At 68.7% G+C, this 17,893-nt stretch carries 13 protein-coding genes; 5 read left to right on the top strand and 8 right to left on the bottom strand.

The features are described from left to right. Nucleotides 1-16 precede the first annotated feature (16 nt). The 6 genes from TA3x_RS18355 to lnt all read right to left on the bottom strand — a co-directional run bounded on the left by TA3x_RS18355 (nucleotide 17) and on the right by lnt (nucleotide 8,042). Complete coding sequence (locus TA3x_RS18355; RefSeq protein WP_435016111.1) at nucleotides 17-556, bottom strand: peroxiredoxin family protein; 540 nt, start codon at nucleotides 554-556, stop codon at nucleotides 17-19. Beyond that, the gene (locus tag TA3x_RS18350) at nucleotides 553-2,760 is read right to left on the bottom strand and encodes an alpha-amylase/4-alpha-glucanotransferase domain-containing protein (protein WP_435016110.1); all 2,208 of its coding nucleotides are present in this window, start codon (nucleotides 2,758-2,760) and stop codon (nucleotides 553-555) included. The genes TA3x_RS18355 and TA3x_RS18350 overlap by 4 nt, the downstream gene beginning before the upstream one ends. 46 nt (nucleotides 2,761-2,806) lie before the next feature. Beyond that, entirely contained in the window at nucleotides 2,807-3,802 is a 996-nt protein-coding gene (gene galT / locus TA3x_RS18345; RefSeq protein ID WP_435016109.1) for a galactose-1-phosphate uridylyltransferase, read from the bottom strand. A 174-nt stretch (nucleotides 3,803-3,976) separates the two neighbouring features. Further along, the gene (locus tag TA3x_RS18340) at nucleotides 3,977-4,705 is read right to left on the bottom strand and encodes a Rad52/Rad22 family DNA repair protein (RefSeq protein WP_435016108.1); all 729 of its coding nucleotides are present in this window, start codon (nucleotides 4,703-4,705) and stop codon (nucleotides 3,977-3,979) included. Nucleotides 4,706-5,112: 407 nt separating this feature from the next. After that, entirely contained in the window at nucleotides 5,113-5,973 is an 861-nt protein-coding gene (locus tag TA3x_RS18335) for a hypothetical protein (protein ID WP_435016107.1), read from the bottom strand. A gap of 332 nt (nucleotides 5,974-6,305) precedes the next feature. Beyond that, nucleotides 6,306-8,042 carry an apolipoprotein N-acyltransferase gene (lnt, locus tag TA3x_RS18330; RefSeq protein WP_435016106.1) on the bottom strand — a complete coding sequence of 579 codons (1,737 nt, stop codon included), beginning with the start codon at nucleotides 8,040-8,042 and terminating at the stop codon, nucleotides 6,306-6,308. Nucleotides 8,043-8,270: 228 nt separating this feature from the next. Between lnt and TA3x_RS18325 the strand changes: the two genes are divergently transcribed. Further along, a complete protein-coding gene (locus TA3x_RS18325) occupies nucleotides 8,271-9,986 on the top strand; it encodes an arylsulfatase (RefSeq protein ID WP_435016105.1) in 1,716 nt (571 codons plus the stop codon). Here the strand turns inward: TA3x_RS18325 and TA3x_RS18320 are convergent. Both TA3x_RS18320 and TA3x_RS18315 read right to left on the bottom strand, forming a co-directional pair. Next, nucleotides 9,947-11,200, bottom strand: coding sequence for a molybdopterin molybdotransferase MoeA (locus TA3x_RS18320; RefSeq protein ID WP_435016104.1), 1,254 nt, complete (start codon nucleotides 11,198-11,200; stop codon nucleotides 9,947-9,949). The genes TA3x_RS18325 and TA3x_RS18320 overlap by 40 nt on opposite strands. Further along, nucleotides 11,197-11,766, bottom strand: a complete 570-nt coding sequence (locus TA3x_RS18315) for an anthranilate synthase component II (protein ID WP_435016103.1) — start codon at nucleotides 11,764-11,766, stop codon at nucleotides 11,197-11,199. Before TA3x_RS18315 ends, TA3x_RS18320 begins: the two co-directional genes overlap by 4 nt. Before the next feature lie 207 nt (nucleotides 11,767-11,973). Between TA3x_RS18315 and TA3x_RS18310 the strand changes: the two genes are divergently transcribed. The 4 genes from TA3x_RS18310 to TA3x_RS18295 all read left to right on the top strand — a co-directional run bounded on the left by TA3x_RS18310 (nucleotide 11,974) and on the right by TA3x_RS18295 (nucleotide 17,872). Beyond that, on the top strand, nucleotides 11,974-12,447 hold the full coding sequence (locus tag TA3x_RS18310) for a hypothetical protein (protein WP_435016102.1): 474 nt from the start codon (nucleotides 11,974-11,976) through the stop codon (nucleotides 12,445-12,447). A gap of 461 nt (nucleotides 12,448-12,908) precedes the next feature. Further along, nucleotides 12,909-13,838, top strand: a complete 930-nt coding sequence (locus TA3x_RS18305) for an ABC transporter ATP-binding protein (protein WP_435016101.1) — start codon at nucleotides 12,909-12,911, stop codon at nucleotides 13,836-13,838. Between the two features lie 177 nt (nucleotides 13,839-14,015). Beyond that, nucleotides 14,016-16,463, top strand: coding sequence for a hypothetical protein (locus TA3x_RS18300; protein ID WP_435016100.1), 2,448 nt, complete (start codon nucleotides 14,016-14,018; stop codon nucleotides 16,461-16,463). Then, nucleotides 16,460-17,872: a hypothetical protein gene (locus TA3x_RS18295; protein ID WP_435016099.1), complete on the top strand. Its 1,413-nt coding sequence runs from the start codon at nucleotides 16,460-16,462 to the stop codon at nucleotides 17,870-17,872. The genes TA3x_RS18300 and TA3x_RS18295 overlap by 4 nt, the downstream gene beginning before the upstream one ends. The last annotated feature ends 21 nt before the right edge of the window (nucleotides 17,873-17,893 follow it).

The following is a 17,893-nucleotide window of genomic DNA, read 5'->3' as shown; positions in this document are numbered from 1 at the left end:
GGGCCGAGGGGAAGGATCAGCCGGCGAGGCCGAGTTCCTTGACCTTGGCGGCGACGTCTTCGCCCGCGTTGACGGTCTTGATCTGCTTGTCGATCGCCTTGATCACGCCGTCCTTGTCGATGTAGAAGGTCCATCGCTGGGCGACGTTCCGGGGGCCGAGCACGCCGTAGGCGGTGGCGGTCGCCTTGTCGGGATCGCTGAGGATCGGGTAGTCGAGGTCGAGCGACTTGGCGAACTTGGCGTTCTCCTCGGGCTGATCGACGCTGGCGGTGAAATAGGCGACGCCCAGCGGCTTGAGCTTGTCGCTGTTGGCCTTGAGCGACTTGCACTGGGCGGTGCAGCCGTTGGTGAACGCCTTGGGGAACCAGTTGATGACGACGGCCTGCTTGCCCTTGAAGTCGGCCAGGGTATAGGTCTTGCCGTCGGAGCCCTGGAGCGTGAAGTCGGGGGCCTTGTCGCCGACCTTGGGGGCGGCGGCGGACGCGGTCCCGCCGGCGAAGGACGCGATGACGAGCAGGCCCAGCAGGGCCGAGAGGCCACGAGTCGCCGAAATCATGATGCTGCTCCCTGGGAGATGGATTGGTCACGGCCCGAGGCCGAGGCCCCCGAAGCTAAGGCCACGACCCGGGGCGTGTCCAGGGTCCAGCGGATCCGGACCTCCCAGCGGCGGTCGGCGTCGGCCGTGACCACCCAGTGGGGGATGACCGCCGAGCTCTGGTAGACCCCCTCGAACCCCGACTCGCTCTGGCTGACCGTCTCGATCGGGAAGCACCACAGGCCGCCCGGCTTCGACCAGTTGAGGCCGACGTCGATGTCGAGCCACTCGTCGGTTAGCGCCACGCCGTCCTGGTCCGCGAGGTCGAGCCGGGCGTCGAGCATTCCCAGCCGCTGGCCGGACGGGTCGGAGTAGTAGCGGTCGTGGGCGTGGCCGGCCATCGCCGCCAGGTTGATCTCCACGGCGAAGCGGATCGGCACCCCTTCGGGGAGGTCTTCCAGGGCGTAGTGGACGTCGATCGCCGATTCGCCGGCCTTGAGCGCCAGCGTCTTGCGGATCCGGATCGGGTGCCCGTCGGCGCGGCCCGGCCGCTCCATGACCACGGAGACCTGATCGGCCGAGCGGTGGACCCGGGCCGAGTGGGTGCCGGCGGCGAAGTCCCCGCGCTCGACGTCGCGGCAGGCGACGAGGTCGTCCAGCGTGACGTCGAGCGGGTAGACGTGGTCCACCAGGGCCTTGCGGGGCTGGCGATCGTAGACCAGGAGCCGGTCGAGGCCTTCCTGCTTCAGGACCACCTTCTTGAGGATGCTGGGCGGGCCGTCGTAGTCGTCGGTGGCGGCGGTGGCGGCGGCGGCGATCGTGCCGTGGTAGACCTCGGGCCGGCGCTCCAGGGTGGCCAGGACGTTGGTCGTGGCCTGGCGGACGTCCAGCTCGTAGATGTGCCCTCCCTGCGCCGGGCGGACGAAGGCGACCAGGCGGTCGTTCTCCAGGCGGACCTCCTGGCGGGCGTCGAGGTTGAAGTCGGCCACGTCCAGCGAGACGCGGGGCCCGGCCTTCCCCTCGGCCTCATCGAGCGCGTTGTGGGCGGCGATCAGGTGGCGATAGATCGCGTTGCGGAGGTGGGGCAGATACAGGCCGCCGAACGCCCCGTGCCAGTAGGTGCAGTTGCACTGGCCGCGATACAGCTCCTGGCGGGCCACGTCGAGGAAGTCCGGGTCGGCCTCCCCCTGCTTCGTCAGCTGTTCGAGGCGGGCCGATAGGCCGAGCATCCGGGCGTACATCTCGTCGCTCTCGGCATACTTGGCCTTGAAGTTCCGCCAGAACCCGCCGGCCCGGAGGAACGGGAGGACCTGCTCGGCCGAGGGGTGATCGGTGGCCCGCTTCACCGCGTCCTGGTGGGCGGATTGCCGGAGGGCCGGCAGGACCCACTCGGTCATCTCGCGGTAGGACGAGTCGGGCAGGTAGACCTTGCCCATGGGCAGGGTGGTCTCCACCGCCTGGGCGAAGGTGGTCGGTTCCAGCCAGTCGCGGTTGCCGGCGATCATGTCGCAGAACCGGCGCAGCCAGCCGTTGCTGTAGACGTGCTGGTGGGTCTCCGGCCAGACGCCGAACTTCTCGCCGTCGTCGGCGAAGACGACCACGGAATCGGGCCGCTCGGCGGCGATCCGGCGGAGGTGCTCGTAGCAGGCATGGGGCTCGCTGAACGGGATCAGGTAGCGGAGCCTCTCGGAGATCGGGAAGACCTTGAGCAGGTGGCCGTCTTCCTCGGTCAGGAAGAACCCGCGCATCTCGGACTCGTCGACCCCGGCCCTCTGGAAGTGGAAGTCGTCCAGCACCGTGTATTCGATGCCCGCCTCGGCCAGGGCCGAGACGAGGTGCTGCTCCCAGACCCTTTCGGCGATCCACATCCCGCGCGGGCGGACGCCGAAGACCTCTTCCAGGTAGTCGCCGAACGCGCGGATCTGCCCGACCCGGTCGCGGTGGGGGATCATCGTCAGGATCGGCTCGAAGAACCCGCCGCCCAGGATCTCCACCCGGCCGGAATCGACCAGGGCCTTCATCCGCTTGATGTAGCCGGGCTGGTGCTCGACCAGCCACTCCAGGAGCGGCCCGGAGGTGTGGAGCACGAACGGGAGGCCGGGGTAATCCTCCATGACCTCCAGGAACGGGAGGTAGCTCTCCCGGTACGCCGCGGCGAACACGCCGTCGAAGTTGCCGACCGGCTGGTGGTTGTGCAAGGCCAGGATCAGTCGGACGCCGGGCATGGAGAGACCCTCGGGTCGGTCGGGAGGCGGGATGCGGACGGGAGGATCAGGCTTCGCGGAGGAAGCGGGCGGCGTCTTCGGGGGGGACCGGGTTGATGTAGAAGCCGGAGCCCCACTCGAATCCGGCCACCCGGGTCAGCCGGGGGATGATCTCGATATGCCAATGATAATGCGCCAGCTCGGGCTGGTCGAAGGGGGCCGTGTGGATGATGTAGTTATAGGGGGGGCTGTCCAATGCTTTTTCCAGCTTCTTGAGCACCGTGTCCAGGGTCCGGCCCACGTCCGCGATGTCCGGGCCGGCGATGGTCTCATAATGGCTGGCGTGGAGGTTGGGGACGATCCAGGTTTCGAACGGGAACCGGCTGGCATACGGGCAGAAGGCGGTGAAGTGCTCGGTCTCCAGCACCACCCGCGACTTGGTGGACTGCTCCTGCTGCACCATGTCGCAATAGATGCATCGGCCCCGGTACCGGAAGAACTCCAGCCCGCCGTTGATCTCTTCTTGGACGGTGATGGGGACGGTGGGGGTGACGATGAGCTGGCTGTGGGTGTGCTCCAGGCTGGCGCCGGCGGCCGGCCCTACGTTCTTGAAGATGATGCCGTGGACCAGGCGCGGGTCCTTGCGGAGGTCGACCAGGCGGTCGCGGTAGACCTCGAAGACCTCGATGATGGTCTCCTGGGGCAGCTCGGTCAGGCTGACCTTGTGCTCCGGGCTCTCGATGATGACCTCGTGGGCGCCGATGCCGGTCATCCGGTCATAGATCCCCTCGCCCCTCTTGTTGAGCGAGCCTTCGACCATCAGGGCGGGATACTTGTTGGGGACGACCCGGACCCGCCAGCCGGGGCCTCCGGGCCCGGAACCCCGCTCGCGGCGGGCCAGGATCTCGGGCGGGGTCTTGTCCTCGTTCCCCTCGCAGAACGGGCACGAGCCGGCCTCGGCGAACGACTGATCCTGGTGGCGGAAGTCGTGCGGGCGTTTGGCCCGCTCGATGGCGATGATGACCCAGCGGCCCACGATCGGGTCTTTGCGGAGTTCGGGCATCGGGGACTCCAGGGAGGAGCGGCGATCCCGGCCCGGCGCCGGGTCCAATCTCGGGCCATCATACCCGATTCGGCCCCCCCGCAAATCCTCACCGCCCCGGACTTCGCGCGCGAAACGAGCCCACCCCGCGTCCGGGATGGGCTCGTCGGAAAGGCCGGACCGTGCCGCCCATCCTCAGTTCGCCAGGGCTTCTTCGTACGCCTCGGTATGGCCGGAGGACACGGCCTGGAGCTTGCGGAGCGCCTCGCCGTGGGCCTGCTGGACCTGGTCGGCGTCCCAGTCGACCATCCGGCCGGGGAATTCCTGGAGCTTGGCCCAGCCGTTCAGGTAGCGGAGCAGGCCGACCTCGTGCCGCTGCTCCTGCTCCTTGGTCCAGGCGAACAGGGCCCGGCCGGTGCGGGGGGTGTTGCCGTGGCCGGCCGACCGCAGCGGGGCCGGCTCCTGGGCCTGGGCCGGCGCGGGGGCCGGGGACGGAGCCGAGGCGGCGACCTCGACGGCGACCGGGGCGGCCACGGCCGGCTCACGCTCGCGGACGAAGGCGGGGACGCCGTCGCGGTAGAGGTAGCGGCCCACGCCCATCTTCACGGCGGCCCGCTTGAACGCGTCCGAGAAGCCGCTCTTGTCGTCGTCGCCCTGGTCGGGCATCCCGGCATAGCCGCCGGCGTCGGCCTTGGTCAGGGTGGTCCCGTCCGGCAGGCGGATCGTCAGCTTGCACAGCACCGAGTTCTCGCCGGGGGTGTACTCATCCCACCAGTTCTCCGGCCCGAGCACCGTGTCCAGCCGGTTCATCGCGGTCCGGGCGGTGATGTAGTGGAGCTGGCGGCCGGCCTGCGACCGGGCGCGGACTTCCTGGGCCTCGAACGGGGCGGCCAGCGCCGCGAAGAGATCGGGAAACTGAGTCATGATCGCATCCCCTCGGTGTTCGAGCAATCGATGGCGAAGACTCGGAGGCCAGGGGCGCGGCTCGCGAAAAAACGAAGCCACCCCTCCGTCCGCGACACAATCCCTCGCACCTGAGTGCGAAGCCACCCGCCCGCGTGGCTCGAAGGCCATCAGTCGGGCAGATGGTTGGATTGTAACGGATCAGAGGGGTGGTGACAAGTGTTCAGTGGAAATTCTTCCACTTACTGTTCGGATGGCCTCAGACGCTGACCTTGAACTCGTAGTTGTTGAGGATCAAGGTCAGCAGGAGCGAGGCGAGCACCATGGCCCCGAGCGAGATGCCGAGCATCGCGACGTAGACGTCGCTCTTGGGGGTGGTGACGAAGACGCCGGGGCGGCCACCGCGGGCGGCGCCGCGAGCGGGCGAACTAGTGCGCGTTGAACGTGGACGAGACAATGTCACCCTCCAGGATCTGCTTGCCGGCGACCGTGCGGCCGATGAGCTCGGCGACGGCCTTGTCGGGCAGGACCGAGACGATCTTCACCTTGCCGATGTATTCGGCCCGGGGTTGGACGCGGAAGACGAACAGCTCTTGCCCGGGGGCGAGACCGTCGTCGGAGCCGATCGAAAGTTCCATCGACTTCTTGGTGCGATCCAGGGCGGAGACTTTCCCCTCGACGTGGTGGGTCAGGACGGTCGATCCGTCGATCTGGGGCAGCCGATCCGGCGAGCCGCCGGTCTTGACGACGTAGGCGGTCAATTTCGCGTTGACGTTGCGGAGGTCGGCGGCATTCTGCTCGGCGGTGGCCTTCTCGCGCTCCAGGATGCGGATCTGGTCGGTGAGCTCGATGTTCTGGGCGCTGAACGCGTTGGCCTGCTCCTGGGCCTTGGCGATCGTCGCGTTGAGGACGTCGATCTGGGACTTGCGGGCCGCCGCGTCATCCAGCGCCTTCTTGGCGTTGGTCTGGGCGGTCTCCAGGGCGGTCTGGGCCCGGAGGGTCTCCTCGGAGGCGGCCTTGATCTGGCGATCGAGGTCGGCGATCCGGGCCTCCTTGGCGGCCACCGCGTCGGTGTGCTCCTTGGTGGCGACCTGCAGCTTGGTGTCGGCGTCCTTGGCCTGCTCCTTGGCGCTCGCCAGCTGGGTCTGGAGCTTCTGGACGGCCTGCTTTTGCTTATCGGTCTCGGCCTTCCAGTTGACGGCGGTCGTGAACGTCACGATCGACACGCCCAGGAAGACGAGCGAGAACGCCATGATCAGGATGACGAGAATCTTGCCGACGAACGTCATGGTCCCATCCCACCAATCAAAGTAAGACGGTCCGGCATCGCGTCCCCCGACGACGTCACGGGTCGGGAGGAAGGGAGTGGTTCGGGCCGTGCGGGTCCGGGTGAAGTGGCTTGACTACGGTCGGCGGCGAACGCCGCGCCGTGACGTCCATACCAGGATAGCTTCGGGAGAGGCGTCCAGGCAAGCCACCCAGCCCCCTGGCGTGGAGACCCCACGACCGGATCATGGCCATGCCTTCGCCTGACATCGCCGTAAACTTACACCACGGTCGGGCCCTGGACAAGCCTGGAGGGATGGAGAACATGGAAAACATCGCGCCTCTGCGGCACCCATCAGGCCCGGGCGCGGCGCAGGCGGGGCCGGGCGTAACCCAGGGGGATCATCCCGATGGTGGCGGCCAGGCAGGACAGGCCCACCCAGTCTCCCCACCGCGAATACAGGGCGACCCGGTCATCCAGCGGGACCGACGCGATCAGCACGCCTTCCTTGAGCTTGCCCAGGGAGGCCACGATCCGGCCGTTGCCGTCGACGACCGCCGAGATCCCGGTGTTGACCGCGCGGGCCAGCGGGACGCGGTTCTCGATGCACCGGAAGACGCTGATGGCCAGGTGCATCTCGTGCTCCGACGTCTGGTGGAACCACCCGTCGTTGGAGAGATTGACCAGGATGTCGGGCTCGTGGCCGTCGGTGACCTCGGAGAAGAAGCGGCGGACGATCGCCGGCAGGGTGTCCTCGAAGCAGATGGCGGCGGCCATCTTGAGCCTGCCGAACCGGAACCAGGCGGGGTCCTTCCCCGAGCCGAGGAAGTGGACCTTCTGGCCGCGATACGGGGTCAGTGCCATCAGCCAGGGGAAGACGTCGACCAGCGGGACGTACTCGCCGAAGGGCACCAGGCGGATCTTGTGGTAGAACTGGGGCGCCAGGCCGCCCGGCTGGAGCAGAACCGCCGAGTTGTACCGCTCGTACCCCTCCGGCCGGAAGTGGTAGGTCGACGAGCCGACCATCATCGGGATGCCGGGGTTGGCCATCCAGCGGGCGAACAGGTCCTTGGTCCTCCGCTCGATCTTCCGCCAGTCGTCGCCGATGAAGTCCGGATCGATCTCCTTGACCTGCGTTTCCAGGGCCTTGGGGTCGAGCTTCGGGTCGATGTCGGCATAGCTGTAAGGATAGGCCGTCTCGGGCCAGACCAGGAGATCCGGGGCCGGGTTGGCGCGGGTGGCGCGGAGCATCAGGCTTTCGTACAGGGCCAGCAGGGTCGGCCGGTCCTTGGTCTCGTGGGAGTTGTACCGCTGGACCTCGCTCGACTGGAGCATCCCCAGCCTCGGCCCCTCGCGAAACCGGGCCGTGTGGACCCGGAACGCCCCGTAGCCGACCGTCCCCGCCACCATCACCAGGACCACCGCCGACCGGACCCGGAAGTCGCGGGTCATCCGCGACCAGGCCGATCCGCCCGACGCCCCGGCGCGGAACAACGGCCGGGTCAGCAGGTCGACCCAGAAGGCGTTGACCACCGCCATCACGAAGCTCAGCCCCAGGGCGCCGGAGAAGTCGGCGATCTGCGTCAGGTAGAGCATCCGGTACTGGCCATGGGCCAGGTAATACCAGGGGAACCCGCCCAGGATGTGCGCGCGGAGCTGTTCCAGCGCGACCCAGGCCACCGGCGCCGCGATCATCAGCGGGAGGTCGAGCTTCCGGGTGCCGTACCGGGCCAGGAACAGGAACCCCGGCCACCAGAGCGACAGCACCCCCGCCATCACGATCCAGCCCAGCCAGGCCGATGGGTCGGTCCACCAGACCCAGTGGACGGCCAGGAGCCAGAAGGCGAACCCGCCCAGCCAACTGCCGAGGTAGAGCGGCCGGGCCGGGCGATCCGACCCGACCAGCAGGAACAGCGGGGCCAGGGCGAACCAGGCCAGCCAGTTCCATTCGGCGGGGGGGAACGAGGCCCAGAGCAGGACGGCGGCCCCGACGGCGAGCTTGGCCGGGTGCATCCCCGACCGGGCCGACTGCGGGGGCGTCGGCCGGGATCCGTCCGGGTCGTTCGCCGAGACCAGTTGGCTCATCATCATGGAATTCGCGCTCGATTCCCGGCCCGCGATGCGACCCGACCGCAGGGGAGTGGATTCGTCGATCGGACCGGAACATTGTCCGCACCCCGCCCTCGACCCGCCTGAATCCTACCGGACGGCGTCGGGGCGGCCTATGCCGACTCCGCCGATTCTCTTTCCGGCCGGCTCCTTTACAATGCCGGGTCGTCGCGACGTCGCCCCGCCCGAACCACCGCCGGAGTCCCCACCATGAAGACGCGGGCCTTGCCGAGGCGCCTCGCCCTCCTGCTCGCCGCGGCCACGCTCGGGGCGGGCGCCGCCCGGGCCGAACCGCCCGCCGGGGGCCGGCCCGACATCGTCGTGATCATGCTCGACGACCTGGGCTACAGCGATTTCGGCTGCTATGGCGGCGAGATCCGCACGCCCAACGTCGACCGGATCGCTGCCGAGGGGGTCCGCTTCTCCCGGTTCTACAACGCGTCCCGCTGCTGCCCCACCCGGGCGGCGATGCTCACCGGCCTGTATCCCCACCAGGTCGGCCTGGCCCGCAACGGCCGCGACCTGTCGCGCGACGGCGCCACGATCGCCGAGCTGCTCCGGGCCGGCGGCTACCAGACCGCGATGGCCGGCAAGTGGCACCTCTCCGAAACCCGGCCCGCCGGGGGCAAGGACGACGGCCCCGAGCACCTCGCCTGGCTCAACCATCAGGCCGACTTCGACCGCCCGTTCGCCGACCCGGCCACCTATCCCATCAACCGCGGGTTCGATCGCCACTACGGCTCGATCTGGGGGGTGATCGACCACTTCGACCCATTCTCGCTGGTCGACGGCGTCACGCCTGTCCGCGACGTGCCCGACGACTTCTACATGACCGATGCCATCACGGCGAAGTCGGTCGAGTCGATCCGGGCGATGGCGGCCCAAAATCGCCCGTTCTTCCTCTATGTGGCCCACAACGCCCCCCACTGGCCGCTCCACGCCCGGCCCGAGGACATCGCCCGCTATCGCGGCCGGTACGACAAAGGGTGGCACGCGCTCCGCGAGGAACGCTACCGCCGGCAGGTCGCGCTCGGGCTGGTCGACCCGGCCAAGGCCCCCCTGCCCCCGCTCATGGGCAACGGCCCGGATTGGGACCAGCTCGACGACGCCGGCCGGGCCCACGAGTCGGCCCTGATGGCGGTCCACGCCGCGATGGTCGACCGCGTCGATCAGGGGATCGGCCAGATCGTGGACGCCCTCCGGGAGACGGGCCGGCTCGACAACACCTTGCTGATGGTCCTGGCCGACAACGGCGCTTCCCCCGAGCGGTACATGCGGGTTGGCTTCGATCGGTCGTCCCAGACCCGCGAAGGGCGGCCGATCCGGTACGCCGGGCGGTTCGAGCCGGGGTCCGAGACGACCTGGGGCTACATCGGGTCCTACTGGGCCAACGCGGCCAATACCCCGTTCCGGTTCTGGAAGGTCGAGGCCTTCGACGGCGGCTGCCGCACCCCGATGATCGTCCGCTGGCCGGCCGGCGTCTCCGCCGCCCCGGGCTCGACTACCGGCCAGCTCGGCCACGTCGTCGACCTGATGCCGACGTGCCTGGACGTTTCGGGCGTCTCCTATCCGCCCGAGTACGCCGGCCACCCGATCAGGCCTTTGGAGGGCAAGAGCCTTTCGGCGACGTTCCGGGGAGGCAAGCTCGACGGCGATCGGGCCCTCTACTTCGAACACGAAGGGGGCCGGGCGGTCATCGACGGCGACTGGAAGCTGGTGGCCCAGCGGGGGAAAGGGCGAGCCTGGGAGCTGTACCACGTCTCCGAGGATGCCACCGAAACGAGGAACCTCGCGGCCCAGCATCCCGACCGCGTCGCGGCGATGACGCAGGCCTGGCTGGACTGGGCCCGGCGGGTCGGGGCCGAGATCCCGGCCGGGGCGGACCTTCAGAAGCGGAGGAACCCGACCGCGTCCCCTTCCTCATAAGAGCGGTCGCCGGAAGGGAATGCGGCGAAACCGTCGGCGAGGCCGATCGATCGGAGGTCGGCCGACCCGGCCCAGGCGAGCGGGGCGATCCGGTCGCCGTCGATCGTGGCGGGATGGTAGGTCGGCCGGTCGCCCCGGTGGCGGAACGGGGCCGCCAGCCGGCCGGTCGTCTCGTAGGGACGATCGGGCGACCGGCCCGACAGGGCGTCCAGGGCCGGCCGGACGAACAGGAGGAAGTTGACGACCCCGCTCGCCGGATTGCCGGGCAGGCCGAAGACCAGCGTCCCGGGCCGATCCCCCCGGGCCGGTCCGACGCCGAACCAGAGCGGCTTGCCCGGCTTGACGCGGACGTGGTGGAACACCGGCTCGACCCCGAGGGCGGCCAGGGTGCTCGGGACCAGGTCCTTCTGCCCGGCCGAGACGCCGCCGGAGATCAGGAGCACGTCGGCGTCGCCCGGATCGTCCGGGTCGGTGGCCGTCCACCGCAGGGCCTCCCCGATCGAGCGGCGGAGGCCGTCCGGGTCGTCCGGGGCGATCGGGTTGGCCCGGACCGAGGCGCCCCAGCCCCGGGCCAGGGCCCGCAGGGTCGGGGAGTTCGAGTCGCGGATCTGGCCGGGGCCGGGTTGCCTGTCGGCCGGCACCAGTTCGTCGCCGGTCGAGAGGACCGACACCACCGGGCGGGGCCGGGCGAGGACCGTCGCCCGGCCGACCGACGCCAGCACGCCCAGGCGGGCCGGGCCGAGGCGGGACCCGGCCGCGATCACGATGTCCCCCGCCTTCATCTCCTGGCCCCGCTCCATCCAGTTGGCGCCGGGGGCCAGGGGGCCGGGCAGGACGATCGAACCGTCGGGGAGGACGCGGACCCGCTCGACCATCGCCACGGCGTCGGCCCCGTCGGGCAGAGGGGCGCCGGTCATGATGCCGAAGGCCTCGCCGGGTTCGAGGGGGCGGGACGGCGTCTGCCCGGCCAGGATCGTCTCGCCGACGCGGAGGGTGTGCTCGCCGGGGCCTTCGGCGTCGGCCGTGCGGAAGGCGAACCCGTCGACCAGCGCCTTGCGGAACGGCGGGAGGTCGAGGTCGGCCCGGATGTCTTCCGCCAGGATCAGCCCGAGGGCCCGGTCGAGCGCCGCCGGCTGGGGGGGGAGCACCGCCGCGCGGGCCAACACCAGCGACAGGGCCTCGGCCACCGGGATCGGCCCCGCCTGGGGCGTCATGAGGTGACGAAGTTCTTGAGCAACTGCGTCCCTTCCAGGGTCAGGAAGCTCTCGGGGTGGTACTGGACCCCCTCCAGTTGATACGTCGCGTGGCGGACGCCCATGATCTCGTCCTGGTCGGTCCGGGCCACCACGCGGAGCGATTCGGGCAAGGTCCCGGGCTTGATGACCAGGCTGTGGTAGCGGGTCGCCTGGAACGGGTTGCTCAGCCCTTTGTAGACGCCCTGGCCGTCGTGGAAGATCATCGAGGTCTTGCCGTGCATGATCCGGTCGGCGCGGACGACCTCGGCCCCGAAGGTGTGGCCGATGCACTGGTGCCCCAGGCAGACGCCGAGCACCGGGATGCGCGGGGCGAACCGCTCGATCACGGCGTTGGAGATGCCGGCCTCTCGGGGCGTGCAGGGGCCGGGCGAGACGATCAGGCGCGAGGGGCCCTTGGCCTCGATCTCGTCGGGGCTGATCTCGTCGTTGCGGACGACCAGCACCTCCAGGCTCGGGTCGATCTCGCCGAGCCGCTGGACCAGGTTGTAGGTGAACGAGTCATAGTTGTCGATGAGGACGATCATAGGGGCCCCGCCCGGCGGCCTGGGGTGGGACGGCGAATTCTTCGGAGGACGACGACCCCGGCACGGCCGCGATGGTCCGATTTTACCCGCTCGGCCGCGCGGTCGGAAGGGATTCGGCCGCCGAATGCCGCCGGGCACCGATCCGCGCGGCTAGACTGGAGGACGGACGTTCGACTGTCGACATTCCCCGGAGCGAGGCCCTCACCGATGGCATCCGCGCTCGGTTCAATCGCCCTGATGATCGCAATCAGTTCCACCGGGGGCGGCCTGTTCCGCTCGACGTACCCCGAGAACACCCTCCCGCCGGGCCCCGGGCTCGGTTGGGGCTTCGCCAACGGCAACCCGGACGGCTACGGCTGGGTGGATTACGGGACCGCCCTGCCGATCGCCAGCGGGCGCAACCCGGATTACTACTTCCCCCGCTATTTCGCCCAGCCGCCCACGCAGATGTTCCTGCCTTCCTATTACAACCCCTACCTGACGCGGGGCCAGCGCTTCATCCCCTACACGGGATGCGGCGGCCCGCACCCGGCCAGCGGCCCCCCGATGGTGTCGGCGGCGACCCCCTACCAGCCCTACCAGGAGACGCTCAACAACACCATGCGGACCCAGGTGCCCGCGTTCAACGGCCGGGTCGAGGCGACCCCGGTCAATCCCGGCACGACCGGCCTGCGCCCGTGAGCCCGGGCTGATGCCGCAAGCTTCGCCCCGGCCCCGCCGATGCGGCCGGGGCGACCCCCCCTCTCGCGGGCCGCTCGGAGGCCACGCCGGGGGGCGGAAAGTCGCTTGCCCTGCTTGCCAAGGTTGCCCGTTGATAGCTACGATGGTCGCCTTGCGGGACGGGGTGGGGGTTTCGGCCACCTCCCCGGGACGACGATGATCCGCCTGACCGATGAAACGGTTTCGAACCTTCGGATGTTCGCGGTCGTAGCATGCGAATGCCCGCATTCCCGGTGCATCCCTCCGGCCTCGGCCGGAATCTTCGCGGTTTTTCGCCTCGTCTTCTTCTTTCCATCATCCCGGCATCCGGGGGCCGCGCCGGCCCGAGGCGGGGCATCGTCGATTCGTCTCGTTCGCGATCTTGAGTTGGAGCTTGTCGCGCCGACTCCCCTCCTACCACGACGACACAAGGCGCATTCCAGATGAGCCGCGAAGTCATCATCGAGACTCGGAACCTCACCAAGGTCTACCGCGACTTCTGGGGCCGGCCCAAGGTCCAGGCCCTCAAGGCGCTCGACCTCAAGGTCCATCGCGGCGAGATCTTCGGGGTGCTCGGGCCCAACGGCTCGGGCAAGACCACGACGATCAAGCTGCTGCTCGGCCTGCTGTTCCCCACCGAGGGGGATGCCTTCATCTTCGGCGAGCCGACCACCAACGTCGCCAAGAACGAGCGGATCGGCTACCTGCCCGAAGAGTCGTACCTGTATAAATTCCTCAACGCCGAGGAAACCCTCCACTTCTACGGCCGCCTGTTCAAGATCTCCAAGGCGGAGCGGACCAAGCGGGTCGGCCGCCTGATCGACATGGTCGGCCTGAACGCCGCCAAGCATCGCCAGCTCCGCGAATATTCCAAGGGCATGCAGCGCCGCATCGGCCTGGCCCAGGCGCTGATCAACAACCCCGAGCTGATCCTGCTCGACGAGCCGACCTCGGGCCTGGACCCGATCGGCACGGCCGAGATCAAGGAGCTGATCCGCGACCTCAAGGCCCAGGGCAAGACGGTCGTGCTGTCCGGCCACCTGCTGGCGGACATGCAGGACATCTGCGACCGGATCGCGATCCTCCACCGCGGCGAGCTGAAGGAGATGGGCGCCGTCTCCGACCTGCTCAGCGTCCAGGACGTGACCCAGATCAAGACCCGCGACCTGTCCGAGGCGGCCCTGGCCGAGATCCGCGAGGTGATCGCCCGCCACAAGGGGGAGCTGGTCGCCGTGGATCACCCGACCACGACCCTGGAAGAGCTGTTCCTCCGGATCGTCCGCGAGAGCGACCTCCATCCCGGCCGTCGCCGCGTCGGCGACAAGCTGGTCGAGCCCGAATTCGCCGGCACCCCCGGCGCCACCAAGCCCTGATCCGCGGCCGACGTCGACGGTCGATCACGCTCCGGGCCGACCTCGACGTCCCGCCCTCGGTCCGTCGGAATACCGCCCTGCCGATGCCGCCTCATCCCCATCATTTTCGATCGATCCTATCCGCCCTCCCGGTACGGCGATCGTGGCCCGCGCCGGCGTTCGAGGAGCCCTCATCCGATGTTCCCGTGCCTGCCTGATCTCATCTGGGCGCAGACCCCGATGCCGGGGATCTCGCCCCGGTTCGTCCCGTCCCTGCAATGGTTGTACCTGCTGGGCGAGCCGGGCCTGTCGAAGCTCGGCCTGCTGGGGAGCCTGCTCACCTGGGCCAAGGTGGTCAGCATCTTCGCCCTGATCGCCTGGCTGCTGTCGTGGGTCGCCTCGGCGTTCCGCCAGCGCGAGAAGACGCGGGGCGACTGGCTCGACATCGCGGCCCTGGTGGCCCTGGTCGCCAGCATCCTGCCGCTGGTGCTCAACGTGCTGGAGTCGACCCGGGGGTTCAAGACGCCGATCCTCATGGGAGGGGTGCCCCTGACCACCGCGATCAGCCTGCTCTGCGGGCTGGTGATCCTGGTCTGGACCGAGCGGGCCCTCTGGACGTCGATCCGCAAGATCGGCACCCGGTCCGACGTCCTGGTCCTGGCGGGCATGCACCTGGCCATCGGCCTCGGCCTCGGCGTGGCCTACTGCCTGCTGGCCTCGTCCGTCGCGCGTGAGAAGGGCCTGGACACGCTGGGCCCGGTGCCGTTCTCGGCGATCCTCCGCGAGGGCGGCCGCCTGGGCGCGACCTACATGGGCTTCGTCGTCCTGATGAAGGTCCTCTGGACCCTGGCGCCCGAGCTGTTCGCCATCCGGTTCCGCCGCCTGTACGCGATCGCCAAGCACAGCATCCTCGAATCGATGCGGAGGATGTGGGCGCCCTATGTGGTGATCGTCACGTTCGCCGTGATCCTGGCGTTCGCCCACTGGTTCCTGCCGATCAGCCAGCAGCGACCGGCGGAGATGGGGCGGCTGTTCGTCGGCACCCTGTCGCTGCTGTGCATGCTCCTGCTGACGGTCATGGTCACGGTGCTGGCGCCGCTGAGCCTGCCGCAGGACATCCAGATGCAGACGATCTACACGATCGTCTCCAAGCCGGTCCGCCGCATCGAGCTGATCTGGGGCCGGATCCTCGGCTACATGACCATCGTGACGGCCCTGGTGCTCGTCTTCGGCGCCATCTCGCTGATCTACCTGTATCGCAACGTCAACGGCACGATCCGCTCGATCCAGGACCAGGCGATCGCCGTCCAGAAGACCGACCCGGAACGGGCCCGGTTCCTGCTCGACCAGGCCGAGCAGCTCAAGGCGCGGATGTCGGCGCGGGTGCCGGTCAAGGGCTCGCTCACCTTCATCGACTCCAAGGGGACGCCCCAGATCAAGGGGATCGACGTCGGCCAGGAGCTGGAGTACCGCAGCCACGTCGAGGGGGCCACGCCGGCCACCGCGATCTGGCAGTATGGCGTGGTCCCCGACCCGCTCGACCCCAAGATCATGCTCGACCGCCGCATCCCGGTCGAATCGCTGCTCCAGCCCGGGACGATCGAGGCGATCGAGAACCAGGCATCGGTCCTCGAATATGGCCTGGAGGCCATGAGGCGCGAGGCCGCCCAGCCCGGGGTCTCCGCCGCCGATTCGGCCCGCTTCGCCTCGGAATCGACCAAGCTCCAGGCCCAGGTCGACGCGCTCCGCAAGGAGTCGCAGGCGCTCCAGGCCCGGTCGGCCGAGTTCGAAGCCAAGGCCGCCGCCGCCGACAAGGCGGGCAAGAAGGATGAGGCCGACCAGGCCCGGCGCGACCTCGCCGCGCTCCACTCGGCGCCGATCCGGCTGGAGATGACCTTCACGATCTACCGGACCACCAAGGGCCGGGTCGGCGAGCCGGTGTTCGCCGAGCTGGAGGTGACCAACCCCCGGACCAATCAGCCCCCGTTCGGCGAGATCATCCCGATCCGGGAGTACTACACCAACAGCCTGCTCCTCCCGTCGTCGTACCTGGTCGGGTCGCTGGGCTCGCTCACCTGCAAGGTCCGCTGCGTCAGCCCGACCCAGTACCTGGGCATGGCCGAGAGCGACTTCTACATCCTGGCCGACTCGGGCAACTTCGGCCAGAACTTCATGCGGGGCCTGTTCGGCATCTGGCTCCAGGCGATGGTGCTGACGGCCATCGGCGTGTTCGCCGGGACGTTCCTCAGCTGGCCGGTGGCGCTGCTGATGACGATCGCCTTCTTCGTCGCCGGGCACGCCGCGTTCTCGATCCTCCGCGACTTTTTCCTCCAGTCGGTCATCGGCGGCGGGCCATTCGAGTCGTTGATCCGCCTGATCTCGCACGACAACCAGGTCAACGAGATGGCGGCCACCCCGGCGGTGATCGTCTGCAAGACGCTCGACTCGCTGGTCATGCCGGTCATGGCCCGGATGGTCTACCTGATCCCCAACCTGGCGGCGCTGGACGTCAGCAACACCGTGGCCGAGGGGTACGCGGTCGGCTGGCCGCTGATCCTCCAGAACACCCAGGTCGCCCTGGCCTACGCGATCCCGTTCTCCATCGCCGGATACTTCATCCTCAAGAACCGAGAGGTGGCGGCATGAGTTACCTCACGAACCTGCAACGCAAGATCGTCTACGCCGTCGGCATCCTCCTCCTGTTCGGCGGCATGTATCAGTACAAGGTCTACCTCAAGAAGGAGGCGACCGAGAAGGACCTCGGCGAGGCGACCATCGGCGAGGTCGACACCGGCAGCTTCGTCCTGAAGCTGTTCCTGCTGGGCGGCTTCCGGGGCATGGCGGCCAACGTCCTCTGGACGCGGGCCATCGAGTTCCAGAAGGTCCAGGAGTGGGACCGGCTGAAGGTCACGGTGGACATGATCACCAAGCTCCAGCCCCACTTCCTGGCGATCTGGACCTTCCAGAGCTGGAACCTGACCTACAACGTCTCGGTCGAGTGGGACGCCCCCGAAGACAAGTACGAGTGGATCAAGCGCGGGATCCAATTCGTCGAGGACGGCGTGAAGAAGAACCAGAAGTCCCCGGACCTGATCTGGGACACCGCCTGGTACTACTATCACAAGATCGGCTTCGCCGACGAGGCGATCATCCTCCGACGCCTGTTCCGCGACGACACCGACGAGGGCTTCAAGCGGAGCCCGCTGGAAGCCAAGAACATCTACAACGACAACTTCCAGCTCGGCCGCGACTGGTTCATCCGCTCGGTCAACCTGGTCGACAGCGGCGAGGGGGAACGCCAGGCCTCCAACTTCGAGGCCAACGTCGACTACGTCGACGCCCCCACCCAGCGCAAGGGGCGCACCGGCGACCTCGCGTTCCGGTCGATGCCCGCCCACGCCCAGACCCGCTACGCCGCCGGCCTGGAGAAGGAGAGCATCAAGGGGATCGAGGCCACCTTCGGCCCCCGCGCCCAGAACGAGTGGCAGCGGGCCCTGAACGAGTGGGTCAAGTTCGGCAGGTACAATTACAAGACCTTCAACGAGGTCATGGTCGACGGCGTGCCGACCCGGGAGGACGTCTTCATCGACGACGAGATCCATCCCGAGCGGCTCGCCAAGCTGACCCCGAACCAGCGGTACTGGACCAACCGCTGGGCCGACCAGATGAACTATCCCTACTGGACGGACCGCTGCAAGGCCGAGATGGAGCCGAACGGGACGGCCGCCCGCCGCCTGTTCTACGAGGGCACCAAGGCCTACAAGGCGGCCGACTTCCCGGTGGCCGTCGCCAAGTTCAAGGAAGGGCTCGACCTCTGGAAAGAGCTGCTCGACCGGCACCCGAACTACCGCAATGACGACCTGAACAAGAAGGATACCGGGTTGATCGTGAAGCGGTATGCCCGGGCCTGCCAGCAGTCGCAGGTCGAGCTGCCCAAGGACACGCCGTTCCTGGACCTGCTCAAGGCCTACGAGAACGACAACACCCGCGACCCGTTCGACGCGATGGAGATGCTCGACACCTCGCGGAATCCGACCACCCCAGGCCGTCGCTGAGCCGACCCGGGCCCGATCGCG

Source organism: Tundrisphaera macrotermitis (assembly GCF_051175315.1).
Taxonomy (GTDB): domain Bacteria; phylum Planctomycetota; class Planctomycetia; order Isosphaerales; family Isosphaeraceae; genus Tundrisphaera.
Note: the sequence above shows the minus strand (reverse complement) of the source record. Positions and strands in the feature narration are given on the sequence as shown.

What these genes read in the sequence shown, in the direction of transcription:
- galT (WP_435016109.1), bottom strand. Translation starts at nt 3,802, where the DNA reads ATGCCCGAACTCCGCAAAGACCCGATCGTGGGCCGCTGGGTCATCATC.
- TA3x_RS18325 (WP_435016105.1), top strand. Translation starts at nt 8,271, where the DNA reads ATGAAGACGCGGGCCTTGCCGAGGCGCCTCGCCCTCCTGCTCGCCGCG.
- lnt (WP_435016106.1), bottom strand. Translation starts at nt 8,042, where the DNA reads ATGATGATGAGCCAACTGGTCTCGGCGAACGACCCGGACGGATCCCGG.
- TA3x_RS18305 (WP_435016101.1), top strand. Translation starts at nt 12,909, where the DNA reads ATGAGCCGCGAAGTCATCATCGAGACTCGGAACCTCACCAAGGTCTAC.
- TA3x_RS18300 (WP_435016100.1), top strand. Translation starts at nt 14,016, where the DNA reads ATGTTCCCGTGCCTGCCTGATCTCATCTGGGCGCAGACCCCGATGCCG.
- TA3x_RS18350 (WP_435016110.1), bottom strand. Translation starts at nt 2,760, where the DNA reads ATGCCCGGCGTCCGACTGATCCTGGCCTTGCACAACCACCAGCCGGTC.
- TA3x_RS18320 (WP_435016104.1), bottom strand. Translation starts at nt 11,200, where the DNA reads ATGACGCCCCAGGCGGGGCCGATCCCGGTGGCCGAGGCCCTGTCGCTG.
- TA3x_RS18355 (WP_435016111.1), bottom strand. Translation starts at nt 556, where the DNA reads ATGATTTCGGCGACTCGTGGCCTCTCGGCCCTGCTGGGCCTGCTCGTC.
- TA3x_RS18335 (WP_435016107.1), bottom strand. Translation starts at nt 5,973, where the DNA reads ATGACGTTCGTCGGCAAGATTCTCGTCATCCTGATCATGGCGTTCTCG.
- TA3x_RS18340 (WP_435016108.1), bottom strand. Translation starts at nt 4,705, where the DNA reads ATGACTCAGTTTCCCGATCTCTTCGCGGCGCTGGCCGCCCCGTTCGAG.
- TA3x_RS18295 (WP_435016099.1), top strand. Translation starts at nt 16,460, where the DNA reads ATGAGTTACCTCACGAACCTGCAACGCAAGATCGTCTACGCCGTCGGC.
- TA3x_RS18310 (WP_435016102.1), top strand. Translation starts at nt 11,974, where the DNA reads ATGGCATCCGCGCTCGGTTCAATCGCCCTGATGATCGCAATCAGTTCC.
- TA3x_RS18315 (WP_435016103.1), bottom strand. Translation starts at nt 11,766, where the DNA reads ATGATCGTCCTCATCGACAACTATGACTCGTTCACCTACAACCTGGTC.